The sequence below is a fragment of the Methanobrevibacter sp. genome (assembly GCF_045541095.1).
GTDB lineage: Archaea > Methanobacteriota > Methanobacteria > Methanobacteriales > Methanobacteriaceae > Methanocatella.
In genome coordinates, this window is record NZ_JAZQIJ010000127.1 from 19,883 (window position 1) to 33,716 (window position 13,834).

The window sequence follows — 13,834 nt, forward strand, 5'->3', positions numbered from 1 at the left end:
TTAAACTTATTCACTGGACCAGAGTCCGTGTAAATTACAGAATGCTAATGCTTTAACGTCATCGGTTGAGTTTACAGTGAAAGTTGCTTCTGCAACATCTCCAGGTTTAAAGCATTTTGCATATTGTTCCGCACCGGCTTCAACAATAACAAATTGAATGAAGTGGTCGTCATCCATTGGGTGAGCAGCTTCACCGACTTTTACGGTTACTTTGTCACCGTCGATTTCAACTACAGGTTTGTGTTTAGGTGCTTTTTCACCTTCAGTCTGTACAGGGAATTCAAGCATGTGGTCTGAACATACTTTTTCATCGCCTTCAGCTAATACTTGAATGATGCTTCCGCAGTCATCACATTTTAATATTTTTGCCATAATAAAACATCTCCTTTAATAGATTAAAGATATTCTATTATTCAAAGTATTTATTATTATTGATTGTTTTCATAATAATTTTGTATGGCTGCCTGAAGACCGTCTGCCGCAAGGTTGGAACAGTGCATTTTTATAGGTGGAAGACCATCCAATTCCTCTGCAACATCGTTTCTTGAGATTTCCAATGCTTCTTCAAGGGTTTTGCCTACTGCAATTTCAGTAATCATACTGCTTGTTGCAATAGCGGCACCACAACCAAATGTCTGGAAAGAAATGTCGGTTATGACGTTATCTTCCACTTTGATATAAATTGTCATCAAATCCCCACAGGTAGGGTTTCCTACGGTTCCGACTCCGTTTGCATCTTCCATCATTCTGCAGTTTCTAGGGTTTGCAAAGTGATCCATAACTTTTTCTGAATAATCCATAATTAACACTTCCTACATCCGTCTTCATGTTTTCTACACATAATATTATCGTAATCTAATTCCTGATTCCATAAAGGAGACATTTTTCTTAATCTTTTGACTGAACTTGCTATGACCTCAACAAATGCATCAACATCAAATGTATCACTTTCAGGTGAAAGTGAAATTCTTAATGACCCGTGAACATCAACAGGGTCAAGACCTAAAGCTGTAAGAACAGGAGATGCTTCAAGAGTATTTGATGAACATGCAGAACCGGTTGATGCCTGATATCCGTTGGCGTCCAATAAGAGGATTAATGATTCACCTTCAATAGCCTTGAATCTGAAGTTTACAAGATTCGGCAGTCTGGTTTGCAAATCCCCATTGACATAAGCTTCAGGAATTGTGGAGAGAACTTTGTCTATAAGCTCGTCCCTTAGGGCAATTTGTTTTTTGTAGTGTTCATCTAACTTCTCAACTGCCAACTCGCAGGCCTTACCAAATCCGACAATTCCCGGAACGTTTTCAGTTCCTCCTCTTATTCCTTTTTCCTGGCCACCACCATGAATTAAAGGTACAACTCGAGTTCCTTTTCTGATGTATAAAGCGCCTACACCTTTTGGACCATTGATTTTATGTGAAGATAAGGAAAGCAAATCAATATTCAATTTCTCAACATCCACTTCAATCTTTCCGAAGCTCTGCACCGCATCCACGTGGAACTTGATGCCTTTCTCACGTGCGATTTTACCGATTTCTTCAATCGGTTGGATAGTACCAATTTCATTGTTAGCATGCATTACAGTAATCAGAATGGTTTCATCAGTGATTGCATCTTTTAAATCTTCAACGCTGATCAGCCCATCCTCATTAACCGGCAAGTAGGTTACTTTAAAATCGAGTGATTCCAAAAATCCCAAAGTGTTTTTCACAGCAGGGTGTTCAATGTTTGTAGTTATAATATGTTTTCCTTTTTTCTGCAATTTGAAGGCAACACCTTTGATTGCAAGGTTATCTGATTCTGATCCACCACTGGTGAAAATAATCTCATCAGGTTTTGCATTGATGGCATCGGCTACTCTTTGACGAGCCAGATTCAATGCTTTTTTTGATTCACGACCTATTCCATATAGAGTGGAAGGGTTTCCGAACTCCTGTATGAAATAAGGTTCCATTTCTTTAAAAACTTCCTCACTAACTTGAGTGGTTGCTGAGTTATCCAAATACATTCCTTTATCTCCCAATTGTTTTTTTATAAAAAAATTTAAAAGTAAGTGTGAAACTTACTTAAATGCTGTCTAAAGCTTGACTTAAATCAGCTATCAAATCATCAACATCTTCCAAACCGATGGAAAGCCTGATGAAATCAGGTGTTACGCCAGTTGCAGCCTGTTCCTCAACAGTCAATTGCTGATGTGTTGTACTTGCAGGGTGGATTGCTAGACTTTTAGCGTCTCCGATGTTTGCAAGTATTGAGAATAATTCTAATTTTTCGATTACTTTTCTTCCGGCTTCCTCTCCGCCTTCTACGCCGAAACCGACAATTCCTGAAAAGTTGTCTTTCAAGTATTTTTTGTTGTTTTCATATGTTGGGTGTGATTCCAAACCAGGATAGCTTACCCAATTTACTTTAGGATGTGCTTCCAGGAATTTTGCTACAGCTAAAGCGTTTTCAGAATGTCTTTTGACACGTACATTCAAACTTTCCAATCCCTGAAGGAGTAAAAAGCTGTTGAATGGTGCTAATGTTGCACCGATATCACGAAGTAATCTTGCTCTGATTCTTACAGTGAATGCGAGGTTTCCAAGTTCCGGCACATCTCCGAATGAATCCCAAAATACCAGTCCGTGGTAACTTGGGTCAGGTTCTGAGAATTGTGGGAATTTTCCGTTACCCCAGTTGAACTTACCTGAGTCCACAATGTATCCTCCGATTGTGGTTCCATGTCCTCCGACATATTTTGTTGCGGATGCTGCAATTACATCAGCACCATGTTCCAATGGCCTGACCAATCCGACACCGACAGTGTTGTCCACAATCAATGGAATGTCATGAGAATGTGCAATTTCTGCAATAGCTTCAAAGTCAGGAACATCCAGTTTTGGGTTTCCTATGGTTTCAACATAAATTGCTTTGGTTTTTTCATCAATTGCATCTTCAAATGCCTGCAGATCCTGGGAATTTACAAACTTAACATCTCTGGCAAGGTCCTTGAATGTGTAATGGAACAGTTGGTAGGTTCCACCGTACAGGTTGTCTGCAGAAACAATGTTGTCTCCAGGTTGGGTTACGTTTAAGATTGCATATGTAATTGCTGCAAGACCACTTGATGTTGAAATACCTGAGTTACCGCCTTCGATAGCAGCAATTCTTGCTTCAAATACATCACTGGTAGGGTTTGTGAGTCTGGAGTAGATTTGGCCAAACTCTTGAAGGGCGAATCTTCTTGCAGCTTCATCTGAGTCTTTAAATACATATGAAGTAGTCTGATAAATAGGAACCGCCTGTGCCCCAGTTGCGGGGTCTGGAGATTGTCCTGCTCGTACACCTAAAGTTGCTAATCCGTAATTTTTGTTATCTGTCATTAATAATCACCTTCATCATTTAATTCAAGTAAAATATATCACGTGTTATATTTACTATATAACAATAGTTATTTTTTATATATAAATGTTTTGGTATGCCTAAAATAAAGCATTGTAAAATTAGAATATAACTGATGTTATACAACATAACATATGTTATTTTTAGTATATAAAGATTGTTATATTTTAGAAAAATTAATTATTCTGTAAAAAATAATGCAACCCGTAAAAACAGATTAAAAATAATAAAAAAAGTAAGAGAGAAAAAAATCTCTTAATCATTAATTTCGTAACCTAAAGCCTGCAACTGATCTCTGATTTTATCAGACAAATCATATTGTTTATTAGCTCTAAGTTCAGATCTGACCTCTGAAATCAATTCAAGCAAATCATCAGAGCCCGCATTGACATCCTGAAGTTCAAAACTAACACCAAGAATATGGGAAGCATCGTCCATGAATGCCTTGATGGCAGTTTTGTCTTCATCTGAATAACTTTCCAAATCATTTTTGGTATCGTTAATCAAACCAAAAATTGCAGCAATTGCCTTTGGAGTGTTAAAGTCATCATCCATACTGTCAAAGAACTCTTTTTTATGTGGAGCAAGAGCATCACATTCATATGATTCATCACCGACTTCCACGTCAAGCAGTTCATAATATTTTCTGATTCTGTCTAAACTTTTCTCAGACTGATGAAGTGAATCTTTTGAAAAGTCTATAGGACTTCTGTAATGAGTAGACAATACAAAGAATCTGAATGTATCAGGCTCATAGCTTTCAAGCAATTCACGAATTGTAATGAAGTTGTGAAGAGATTTTGACATCTTTTCACCGTTTACATTTAAAAATCCGGTATGAAGCCAGAATTTAACCATCGGCGCTTTTCCTGAAACAGCTTCCATTTGAGTGATTTCCGCTTCGTGGTGAGGGAATATCAAGTCAAGTCCGCCACCATGAGCATCATACTGAGGGCCGAAGTAAAACTCGGTGATTGCTGTATCTTCAATGTGCCATCCAGGCCTTCCGTCTCCCCATGGGGATGGCCAGGTCGGTTCATCCATCCCTTCACGTTTTTTCCATAACGCAAAGTCCTGCGGATTTTTCTTGGTAGTTTCAGCCAAGTCCCTGTGGGATTCAAGCTCTTCTACATTTCTGTTAGATAATTTACCGAATTCAGGGAACTTATCTATTTCAAAGTAAACACCGTCTTCGGTTTCATAAGCAAAATCTTTATCAATTAATCTTTGAATCTGATCTAAAATTTCCGGAACGTGGTCTGTTGCCCTTGCAAACAGATTAACACCTGTAACATTCAATTTTGCCATGTCTTCACGATAGCGTTTTTCGAACTTGCGTGCAAGAACATCAGCCGGAATTCCGCTTTCCTTTGAGCGATTTATAATTTTATCATCAATGTCTGTTACATTTTGGATATAAAATACGGCATATCCTTTGTATTCCAGATATCTTTTAATTGTATCAAAAGAGATGTATGTTCTTCCATGTCCAATGTGTGCGTCATCATATACAGTCGGACCACATACGAACAGATTAACTCTATTATCATTAATAGTCACAAAATTCTCTTTACTGCGAGTTAAAGTTGAATAAACGTCCATAAAAAATAACCTCGAAAAAAAGTAATCTAAAAAGGCAAGTGAGGGATTTGAACCCCCGTATTATGGTCTGCAGCCACACACCTAGCCGCTCGGTAAACTTGCCAATAAAACTAAAAGTATAATAAAATATTGGTGTTTAATAGTTTAAATAGTTTACTATTTTTTCCAATATTTACCTACTTTGCTTCAGATCCCATACAAGATTGACAATCTTCTCCCAGTTCAGATTTGTCAATGTTAAGCTGTTTTAAAACATCTGATGTTTTAACATTCCTGCAGATACTGCAGGTTCTTGGAATCAAATCTGCTTTTGTAGCTTCTCCTTCAGATAATTCGAATGCGAACTTTTGAATCATTTCACGAACATTATCGTCGAGTTTGATACCGCTTCCTCTTTTATCAGTAATGTACTGAGATACGGCCGGTTGAGTTATATCCATGAGTTCTGAAACATCTTTCTGCTTCATTCCCAAGTTCAAAAGTTCTTTTGCTAATTCTGACCTGATTGCTGGTATTACATACCACACTACGATTTCACAAGGCGGTTTCATTTTCCATCACTCCTTCTTCCCAATAAATCTCCTATGTTAATTTCATCTTCATCAAAATCTTCAGTTAAACATATTCCATTTTTATCAAGTAAGATTTCAATAAGCTTTTCATTATCCTCAATTTGTTTTTCCAAGCGCCTTATTGCGGCTGCGACAGGGTCAGGCAATTTGTTATGTTCCAAATCAACGATATGACTTTGGTTTTTGCACCTGACAATTCTGCCGGGAACACCGACACATGTTGATTCTGGAGGAACGTCCTTGAGTACCACTGCACCAGTACCAATTTTGGCGTATTCACCAATAGTAATGTTACCCATTACCTTAGCGCCTGCACCAATGATAACTCCTTTTTCGACTGTAGGGTGTCTTTTGACTTTTTTTGTGGTCGTACCACCAAGAATTACACCCTGATAAATCAGTACGTCATCACCGACAATTGTGGTTTCACCTATAACAATTCCCATTCCGTGATCAATAAATACTCTTTCCCCCAATTGAGCACCAGGATGTATTTCAATCCCTGTGAGAAAACGAGCAATGGTTGAAAGGAAACGAGCCAAAAACTTTAAGGAATGATTCCAGAAATAATGATTGATTCTATGAAAGACGATTGCATAAAATCCTGGATAACAAAAGAATACTTCAACTGTTGAACGTAAAGCAGGATCTTTTTCCTTAATAGTATTTATCTCGCTTTTCAACCTTGAAATCATATTCATATAATCACCATGTTATATAACTTTAATTATATAACATATGGTATATATAATTAATCTTATTCAAATAACCAGTCTACGGAGAGATATCTTTCACCATTATCAGGTAAAATTGCTATAATCCTTTTACCTTTATTTTCTGGTTTTTTAGCTAATTCCAAAGCTGCCCAAGTTGCAGCTCCAGATGATATGCCTGAAAAAATACCTTCCTTTTTGGCAAGGGCAAGTAAAGTGTTACCGGCATCCTCGTTTGCGACCGGAATAATTTCATCAATTACATCTTCATCATAAATGGATGGGACAAAACCTGCACCGATACCTTGGATTTTATGAGGACCTTTTTCACCTTTACCTAAAGTCTGAGAGTCTTTTGGTTCAACCGCAATAATTTTTGCATCAGGAACTTCCTTTTTGAGGACTTTACCTATTCCTGTAATGGTTCCACCGGTTCCAACACCACCTACAACAAAATCGACATTCCCTTCTGTGTCTCTTAAGATTTCCTGAGCAGTGGTTTGTGAATGGATTTTGACATTTGCCTCATTGTCAAACTGACCCAATATGATGGATCCAGGAGTTTCTTCGTTGAGCTCATTGGCTTTTGCAATAGCTCCGCCCATTCCTTCTGCACCCGGTGTCAATACTAATTCTGCACCTAAAACACTTAGGAATTTTCTTCTTTCAATGGACATGGTATCAGGCATGGTTAAAATTAATTTGTAACCTTTAGCAGCAGCTGCAAATGCAAGACCTATACCAGTGTTTCCGCTGGTAGGTTCAATTATTGTTGCACCAGGTTCAAGCAAGCCCTTTTCTTCTGCATCTTCAATCATTGCAACAGCAACCCTGTCCTTTACACTTCCGGTTGGATTGAATGATTCAATTTTTACATCCACTTCTGCTTCTAAACCTTCTGTTAAATTGTTTAATCTTACAATCGGAGTATTACCAATAGCATCGGTAATACTTTCGAGTACTCCTCTTTTTAATTCTGGAATATTTGCCATAATTTTTTCTCCTAATATTTAATTTGTTTTAAGTGGTATATTAAAAGGGGGTTAACTAAAAGTTAATATAACATTTGTTATAATAACTATTGTTATATAACAATGTTTTTATTTATAAATGTTTTGGTATGACTAAAATTTATAAAAAATTATCAATCAATGAAACAACTTCATCTTTCTTTTCAAAAAATATTATGTGACCTGCACCCTTGACAACTTCCAGATGAGACTCCTTTAAAGCATCATGAACTTTTTGAGATTCCTCAGGAGGATTTAAACCATCAAACTCCCCTACCAAAAGAAGTACGGGAATTTCGACATTATCAATGTCACTCATCATGTCATAGCGGGCCAAAGAGGCATAAATGTTGGCTCTTTGCTTATTGGTCAACTCAACTTTTCCCCGATTGCCCCTATAATATTCAGCAATCTGTTCAGGAGTGGTGTTTGGAGGATAGACTCTTTTAGAAATTAATTGACCCATCTGTTTTAAATCAATATTCCTGTCTCCACCGTTTTCCTCAACAGCCTTCTCCATTAAGGAAATTTCACCTTTTCCTCTAGTTCCGATTAAAACAATTTTTGAAAAAAGGTCAGGATACAGTTCTGCCGCTCTCAAAGTTATATAAGAACCCATAGACAGCCCTACAACAGCAGGTTTTTGCAAATTGTAATAATCTACTATGGCTGCCAAATCCTTCGTATAATCCTCTAAAGTAAGTTTTTCAGGCTTGTCGCTTTCACCATGGCCACGAACGTCATAAGATATTACATGATAATTTTTTTTATAATAATCAAATAAAGGATTCATTATTTCTTTTGTTGCAAAAATTCCATGAATCAAAATCATGTCAGGACCTGTTCCGGCCTCTTTTACTGAAATACTGATATTGTTGATATTAATTTTGGATTCCATGAACCTAATTTAAAAATTATTATATAAAAAGATTAAACATATTCACTGAAGTAATCGCAAATGTCTGTGCACGGGCAGATTTCACACTGCGGAGACATCGGCTTGCAGATGTTCTGGCCAAACTGCACCATCAAATCATTCAACTTAATCCATAGCTCTTCAGGGGCAATTTTGCACAGTTCCACTTCAGTATCATCAGGATTTTTGGTATCCACCAGACCCAGACGATTGGAGATTCTGTGAACATGAGTATCAACAGGAATTGCCGGAAGCTCAAAAGCAAAAACCATAACGCAGTTTGCGGTTTTTCTTCCAACACCCGGAAGCTTTATCATCTCTTCAACTGTATCCGGAACCTCACCACCATACTGGTCAATAAGAATACGTGAAACTTCCTGAATACGAGCGGCCTTAACATTATAAAAACCCGCAGGTTTGATTAGCTTTTTTACATCCTCAATCGGAGCATCAACAACCGCATAGATATCCGGATATTTGTCAAACAAATTATTGGCGGCCTGGTCGGTGTTTTCATCCCTTGTCCTTTGGGATAAAATTGTTCTGATTAGTACCTTATACGGGTCATGGTCATGGAAAACCCTTATTGTAAAAACACCTTCCAGCTCTTCAATCAATTTAATTACACGTTCTTCCTTATTCATTTTTTAACTCCAATTCAAATCCAAGTTCAGCCATTGTCTCAATAAAATTAGGAAATGACACATCAAACACTTCACCGTTTGTAATTTCAATATCATGCTTAAGTCCGATTAGACTGAATGCCATCGCCAGTCTGTGATCTCCATGGGAATCCACAACACCAGAGGTCACTCCCCCGGTTATGCTCATACCATCTTCAAATTCCTCAAGCTTGCATCCCAACTTTTCAAGCTCCCTGCAGGTGGTATCGATTCTGTCTGTTTCCTTTACCCTTGCATGGGCAACACCAGTAATGTTGGTAGTTCCCTCAGCCATTGCAGCAAGTACCGCAACGGTTATGAGCAAGTCAGGAGCGTTTGTGAGATTAACATCAATAGCTTTCAGCTTACCGTCAGATCCGATTTCAACATAATCCTCTCCACGGACAATGCTTGCTCCCATGGCCTGGAGAATATCAAGAATATATTTGTCTCCCTGCTTTGAATTCCTGAAAAGATTTTTAATTTTTGCCTTGCCTCCGTTGATGGCTATCAATGCCAAAAGATAAGAAGCAGATGAATAATCACCTTCAACGGTGTAATCACAAGCCACATAATCCTGTTTTGTGACCTTGAACTCATCGATTCTGCAGCTTTGATGTTCCTTATCGCAGGATTCATGTTTCAGGTAATACCCTTTAAGAGGTTTTACTCCAAATTTCCTCATAATATCGATTGTCATATCAACATAAGGCTTTGATTTGAATTCCGGAAGAACATATAGTGTTACTCCATGTTTAGATAATGGAGATGAAATTAAAATAGAAGATATGAACTGTGAACTGACATTTCCGTAGATATTGGTTTGACCACCTACATAACCTGGCTTTATTAAAATCGGTGCCTTTTCATTGTCCTTCAATGATTTTGCAGTTACTCCCAGAGGTTCAAGGGCATTCATCAGCAATCCCATAGGCCTGGTTTGAAGTGAACCGTCACCGGTCAGTGTAACCTCATTATCAGACAATGCTGAAACACTTGTCATAAGCCTTAATGTAGTTCCGGAGTTTGCAAGGTCGATTGGTGTTTTGCTTGAATTGTGAAGATTGCCTCCAGTTCCTACAACTTCCAGACATTCATCGTTTCTGGAAATTTTAGCACCCAACGCTTCACATACTCTGATCGATGCTAAAGTATCTTCTGAGTACAGCATATCATACAGTTTTGAGGTGCCTTTAGCCAAACTGGCCAGAATTACGGCCCTGTGAGAATAACTTTTTGAAGGCGGTGCCTTTACGACTCCGCCGATTTTTGAAATGTTTTTTACCTTAAGAATCATTGTATCCTACCGAAAAAAAATATTTTTATCGATTTTCCCTACTTTTTTTATAATATTAGTATATTTCAGATACTTAATTAATTTTTTGCACAATCTATAAAAGAAATTAAAATAATTTATAAGCCCTTGAAAAATCGCAAAAAACACAAAGAATTGAGTTTTTTCTAATATCTGCAATCTGAACAGATATTTTCAGGACATGCACTGAAGTATTATTCTTTAACGTTTATCAACCAGTTTTGGACGGCCTCCGGATTTGTCCCAGTATTTCACTAACTTCTGTCCGCAATTAATACATCTCACGGCATCATCCCTGTTAGGGTAACCACAAAAAAAGCATTGTTTAGTCATTATATCACAACAGTTCATCAATTATTTCTTCCAGTTCATCATCATCAATTAAATCGTGTTCCAAATCAAACAGATCATAGCCTCTGCCACTCAGTACATCTTCAACATCACTTCTATCAAATTCATATCCTCCGATTTCAATTAAATCAGAGCCGTCATCTGAACTGCCAGTGAAAATATAGCTGCAGTCCGGACAATACGGTTCGCCTTCATCAACAAAACTTCCACATCTAGGACAAATTCCCATCTTAACACCCGAATACAATTAATATTAATACATATATCCTACAGACTTAAATTTTTTTGTATCGTGAAAAATCAAATGGAGATGAGAGACCCCCATATGGAGTTTTTTATAAAAACAGAACAAAAGAACCTACAAATGTAAAAAAAATACAAACCCCTAAATGAAATAAAAATAGTTTAATTCTCATCTCCAATAGCTATTTTAGTTAAAAGTAGTATAAATACTTTTAATAGCCTAAAAACAATATTTAGATGAGTTTGAAAAATTTTAAAGAGAAATAAAGATTGATTTAATCATATAATTAAATATAATCATAAATATTAAGAAATATGTCTAAAAAAAAGAAAATTAGAGAAGCAATCATCTGATTACTTCAACAATCATATCCAAGTTTTCGGATTGCAGGATATCCACTTTCTTACCGGATGCTCCAACAATCTCCTTTTTGATGTTCAGCATGTCTTCAGGAACTACAATGTCTCCGATTGCAAGTTCATGATTTTCTTCTAAAACAGAACCGATTTCATCGATGTCGGTTGATTTGAGATAACCAATGATTTTGCCTGCATCTCCTTTGAATGTAGGTCCGATTTTTGACATGTCAGGTTCCACTTCAATTATTTTTTCATGAACTTCAGGTTTTCCGGAACTTATTGCCAAATCATTGATTTTTAAAGTTCCCCTAATATCATCATCGAATTCATTGAACACATCCACCAGATCTTCATCGGAAGTGTATACATTCACTTCAGCAAGTTCAGCATTCAATGGGATTTTGGAAGCGGACTTGAACCTTCTGACTTCATCAATCAGCTCAACAGTTGTTTCACCTTTGGTTTCCATCTCTTCACTGATCAGCTCATCATATACTTCCGGCCACAATGTGGTATGAATTGATTCATCTGAGAAGTATTGATATACCTCTTCTGTAAAGAACGGTGCAATTGGAGCCATCAGTTTAAGTGATGTTTCGACAACTGTCCTTAAAGTATATTTTGCAGCTCTTCTTGATTCATCACTAACATCAGTGTATAATCTGTATTTTACAGCTTCAATGTACTCGTCACAGAAATCATGCCAGAAGAATCTTTCTATTGGAGTTATTGTCTGTGCGAAGTTATAATCTGCGAAAGCCTGGTCAACAGTTTTGTTCAAGTTATTCAATTTGGATAAAATCCATAAATCCAATGGCCCGAGATTGTCCTTAACATCATCATAAGACACTTCCTCATCAAAGATTTGCATGCTGATGAATCTGAATGCATTCCAGAATTTTCTTAAGAAACGGTATCCGTGCTTGATGTCTTTCCAGTCAAATATCACATCGGAACCAGGTACACTGTTTGCAGCCCATGTTCTTAAAGGATCAGCACCGTACTTTTCAATAACCTCTTCAGGCCCTACTACAAATTCAGGTCTTGATTTGGACATCTTGTTTCCATCTTCACCGAATACCATACCATTGATTACAATGTCATCGAACGGTTTTTGACCGGTTAATGCTATACATCTGAGTGTGGTATAGAATGCCCATGTACGGATAATGTCGTGACCTTGCGGACGAATATCTGAAGGGAAATGATTTACATAGTCCTCATCAGGCCATCCTGCAATGGACAACGGTGAAATGGATGAATCCATCCAGGTATCCAAAACATCAACTTCAGGAACAAACTCTTCACAACCGCATTCACATGCATGTTTAGGCTTGTCAACTGTTGGGTCGATTGGTAAATCTTCAACGTCAGGCAAAATAACCTTTCCACAGTCCTTACAGTACCATACAGGAATTGGAGTTGCAAATATCCTTTGCCTTGAAATACACCAGTCCCATTCCATGGAATCCGCCCAGTTGACCATACGGGATTTCATGTGTTCAGGCACCCATTTCATCTCATCAGCTGCAGTTTTGGTTTTTTCAATCAAATCACGTACTGCAACGAACCATTGTTCTTTTAAAAGAATTTCAACAGGAGTTTTACATCTCCAGCATTGACCGACATTCTGGTCAACCTGTTCCTGTTTTAAAAGATAACCTTCACTGTCCAAATCTTCAATTGTCTGTTTTTTACAGCTTTGAAGGTCCATTCCTTCATATCTTCCGGCAGCTGCGGTCAACAGTCCTGCATCATCCATGACATCAATGACTTCAAGGTTATATTTTTGAACCCAGCTTACGTCAGTCTTGTCCCCGAATGTACAAATCATTACCGCACCTGTACCGAATTCAGGGTCAACCTCTTCATCTGCAATGATTTTAACTTTCTGATGTGATAAAGGAACTTCAACGTATTTTCCTAAAAGATGAGCATATCTTTCATCTTCAGGGTGAATTACAACAGCCACACAAGCAGACATGAGTTCCGGCCTTGTTGTTGCAATAAGAATTCCTTCCTCTTTAGGATCAGCCTGTTTACCTGATGCCTGTGAAGATACAATATCATCATATGAATCCTCAACAGCAGGAGGGAAATTAACATAATTTAAGAATGTTGTGTTGTCTGAGTATTCAACTTCAGCAAATGCAATTGCTGTCTGACAGCGAGGACACCAGTTAACAGGGTGTTTTCCCTGGTAAATAAGTCCTTCCTCATACATTTTTAAAAATGAATACTGGGTTTTTTTCATGTACTCAGGAGTCATTGTAACGAACTCTCGAGTCCAGTCCTGTGAATATCCCATTGCTCTCATCTGTGATTTCATTTTGGCAATGTTTTCAGTGGTTAAATCAACACAGTACTGTCTGAATTGAGTTCTTGAAACGTCATTTTTCTTGATTCCATGAGTTTCCTCAACTTTCACTTCAGTCGGAAGACCGTGACAGTCCCATCCCTGTGTGAACAGCACATCCATTCCTTTCTGTCTTCTGTATCTTGCGTTCATATCAATGTAAACCCAATTTAGAACATGGCCCAAGTGAATGGAGCCTGTTGGGTATGGTGGGGGAGTGTCTATTACATAGCGAGGACGAGAACCATCTCCAATGTATTTGTAGATGTTTTCATCTTCCCACTTCTTCTCCCATTCTTTTTCTTTTTTAAAATCATAGTCTTTAGGAATTTCTTGGTTTGACATAT

14 protein-coding genes and 1 tRNA gene are annotated in these 13,834 nt (G+C 37.6%); all 15 read right to left on the minus strand.

The genetic code is table 11. The features are described from left to right. Positions 1–6 precede the first annotated feature (6 nt). The 15 genes from ACKI2P_RS05355 to ACKI2P_RS05425 all read right to left on the minus strand — a co-directional run bounded on the left by ACKI2P_RS05355 (position 7) and on the right by ACKI2P_RS05425 (position 13,832). Positions 7–372 (minus strand): desulfoferrodoxin family protein, encoded by a 366-nt coding sequence (locus ACKI2P_RS05355; RefSeq protein ID WP_407375709.1) that lies wholly within the window; start codon positions 370–372, stop codon positions 7–9. Positions 373–428: 56 nt separating this feature from the next. Further along, entirely contained in the window at positions 429–800 is a 372-nt protein-coding gene (gene nifU, locus ACKI2P_RS05360; RefSeq protein WP_407375711.1) for a Fe-S cluster assembly scaffold protein NifU, read from the minus strand. Between the two features lie 2 nt (positions 801–802). Then, positions 803–2,011, minus strand: coding sequence for a cysteine desulfurase NifS (gene nifS / locus ACKI2P_RS05365; protein WP_407375713.1), 1,209 nt, complete (start codon positions 2,009–2,011; stop codon positions 803–805). A gap of 58 nt (positions 2,012–2,069) precedes the next feature. Further along, on the minus strand, positions 2,070–3,368 hold the full coding sequence (locus ACKI2P_RS05370; protein WP_407375715.1) for an O-acetylhomoserine aminocarboxypropyltransferase/cysteine synthase family protein: 1,299 nt from the start codon (positions 3,366–3,368) through the stop codon (positions 2,070–2,072). A gap of 274 nt (positions 3,369–3,642) precedes the next feature. Continuing rightward, complete coding sequence (cysS, locus tag ACKI2P_RS05375; protein ID WP_407375717.1) at positions 3,643–4,989, minus strand: cysteine--tRNA ligase; 1,347 nt, start codon at positions 4,987–4,989, stop codon at positions 3,643–3,645. 32 nt (positions 4,990–5,021) lie between these two features. Next, a tRNA-Cys gene (locus ACKI2P_RS05380) sits at positions 5,022–5,092 on the minus strand. 73 nt (positions 5,093–5,165) lie between these two features. Further along, positions 5,166–5,540 carry a transcriptional regulator gene (locus tag ACKI2P_RS05385; protein WP_407375719.1) on the minus strand — a complete coding sequence of 125 codons (375 nt, stop codon included), beginning with the start codon at positions 5,538–5,540 and terminating at the stop codon, positions 5,166–5,168. Further along, positions 5,537–6,256 carry a serine O-acetyltransferase gene (gene cysE / locus ACKI2P_RS05390; protein WP_407375739.1) on the minus strand — a complete coding sequence of 240 codons (720 nt, stop codon included), beginning with the start codon at positions 6,254–6,256 and terminating at the stop codon, positions 5,537–5,539. The genes ACKI2P_RS05385 and cysE overlap by 4 nt, the downstream gene beginning before the upstream one ends. A gap of 62 nt (positions 6,257–6,318) precedes the next feature. Further along, positions 6,319–7,266 (minus strand): cysteine synthase A, encoded by a 948-nt coding sequence (gene cysK, locus ACKI2P_RS05395; protein ID WP_407375721.1) that lies wholly within the window; start codon positions 7,264–7,266, stop codon positions 6,319–6,321. Positions 7,267–7,405: 139 nt separating this feature from the next. Next, entirely contained in the window at positions 7,406–8,182 is a 777-nt protein-coding gene (locus ACKI2P_RS05400; protein ID WP_407375723.1) for an alpha/beta fold hydrolase, read from the minus strand. Positions 8,183–8,214: 32 nt separating this feature from the next. After that, positions 8,215–8,844 (minus strand): endonuclease III domain-containing protein, encoded by a 630-nt coding sequence (gene nth, locus ACKI2P_RS05405; RefSeq protein ID WP_407375725.1) that lies wholly within the window; start codon positions 8,842–8,844, stop codon positions 8,215–8,217. Further along, positions 8,837–10,159, minus strand: coding sequence for a 3-phosphoshikimate 1-carboxyvinyltransferase (gene aroA, locus ACKI2P_RS05410; RefSeq protein ID WP_407375727.1), 1,323 nt, complete (start codon positions 10,157–10,159; stop codon positions 8,837–8,839). The genes nth and aroA overlap by 8 nt, the downstream gene beginning before the upstream one ends. A gap of 219 nt (positions 10,160–10,378) precedes the next feature. After that, positions 10,379–10,510 (minus strand): zinc-ribbon domain-containing protein, encoded by a 132-nt coding sequence (locus ACKI2P_RS05415; protein WP_407375729.1) that lies wholly within the window; start codon positions 10,508–10,510, stop codon positions 10,379–10,381. A gap of 4 nt (positions 10,511–10,514) precedes the next feature. Continuing rightward, positions 10,515–10,757 (minus strand): hypothetical protein, encoded by a 243-nt coding sequence (locus ACKI2P_RS05420; protein WP_407375731.1) that lies wholly within the window; start codon positions 10,755–10,757, stop codon positions 10,515–10,517. Positions 10,758–11,117: 360 nt separating this feature from the next. Then, positions 11,118–13,832 carry a valine--tRNA ligase gene (locus tag ACKI2P_RS05425; protein WP_407375733.1) on the minus strand — a complete coding sequence of 905 codons (2,715 nt, stop codon included), beginning with the start codon at positions 13,830–13,832 and terminating at the stop codon, positions 11,118–11,120. Between the last annotated feature and the right edge of the window lie 2 nt (positions 13,833–13,834).